We start from the raw sequence: 1305 nt of genomic DNA, 5'->3' as shown, positions 1-1305 counted from the left end.
TGGAGTTGCTACATTTGACTAGAGGGATTTAGTCGTCAGATTTAGAAAGAAACTTTTAAATTTGATTATATGGGCAGACGAGTGTTTGATGAATCCTTCAGAAAGATGGCTATAGATCTTTCTTACAGCAAAGGATCTGTAAAAGAAGTAGCTGATGAGTTAGGTATCAGCCAGACTCTTTTAAGTAAATGGAGACAACGGGAATCAGAATCCGGGCAAGGAATAACTGAATTGACTGAAGATCAGAAGCTGATTAAAAAGCTACAAAAAGAGCTAAAAGATGCTCAAATGGAACGTGACATTTTAAAAAAGGCTGTCGGCATCTTTTCCAAGGGAGACGGGAGATATTCGGATTCATAAAGGAACACCGAAGAATATTTCCAGTTGAAATGATGTGTAGGGTATTTCGGGTAAGTAACAGCGGTTTCTATTATTGGTTAAAATATCCCAAGGGAAAACGTCAAGTTGAAAGCACCTTGCTACTAGAAGAAATCAGTAAGATCCACCAGGAAAGTAAGAAAATTTATGGTAGTCCGAGAATTGCAGCTAAGCTTGCTGAAAAAGGTATCCAAGCTTCCAGGGCCAGAGTGGCCAGGGTAATGCGAAAGGCAGGGATTCAAAGTGTTATACGTAAGAAATGGGTGAAAACAACGGATTCAGATCATGTGCATCCTGTGGCAGAAAACGTTCTTAACAGAGATTTTTCGGCTACAAGACCAGGAGAAAAATGGGTTTCAGACCTTACTTATATACGCACAGGCTCCGGATGGGTTTACTTGACAACGGTTATCGACCTTGCGGACAGAAAGGTAATTGGCTGGTCGCTAAGTGATAATATGGAAGCAAAAAACACAACGGTTAGGGCATTCCAGATGGCAAAAGCAAACAGAAGGATTGAAGATACACTATTATTCCACTCTGATCAGGGAGTTCAGTATGCTTGTTCAGAGTTTAGGAAACAGTTGATGGGATTACCAATAATTCAGAGCATGAGCAGGAAAGGAAATTGTTGGGATAATGCAGTTGCAGAGAGTTTCTTTAAAACAATGAAAACTGAGATGGTTTATCGAAGAACTTTCAAAAATAAGAACCAGGCATATCTGGCAATATTTGAATACATAGAGGTTTGGTACAACAGAAAAAGAATCCATTCCTCATTAGGTTATTTGACTCCCTTAGAGGTTGAAAAAACGATAATGAACAAAAAAAGAGCCGCATAATTTGCATCCAAAAGGAATCTAAATTAATGCATCTCAAAAAAAATATCTGACGAGAAAAAATCTCTAGTATACTATTGCAATTCCA

At 38.5% G+C, this 1305-nt stretch carries 2 protein-coding genes; both read left to right on the top strand.

All coding sequences use genetic code 11. From position 1 onward, the window contains the following. Positions 1 to 69 precede the first annotated feature (69 nt). A complete protein-coding gene (locus tag QWY86_RS09355) occupies positions 70 to 360 on the top strand; it encodes a transposase (protein ID WP_290241231.1) in 291 nt (96 codons plus the stop codon). Continuing rightward, positions 345 to 1220, top strand: a complete 876-nt coding sequence (locus tag QWY86_RS09350) for an IS3 family transposase (RefSeq protein ID WP_353958911.1) — start codon at positions 345 to 347, stop codon at positions 1218 to 1220. Before QWY86_RS09355 ends, QWY86_RS09350 begins: the two co-directional genes overlap by 16 nt. Positions 1221 to 1305 lie beyond the last annotated feature (85 nt).

Source organism: Pedobacter aquatilis, from assembly GCF_030409415.1.
Lineage (GTDB): Bacteria > Bacteroidota > Bacteroidia > Sphingobacteriales > Sphingobacteriaceae > Pedobacter > Pedobacter aquatilis.
Note: the sequence above shows the minus strand (reverse complement) of the source record. Positions and strands in the feature narration are given on the sequence as shown.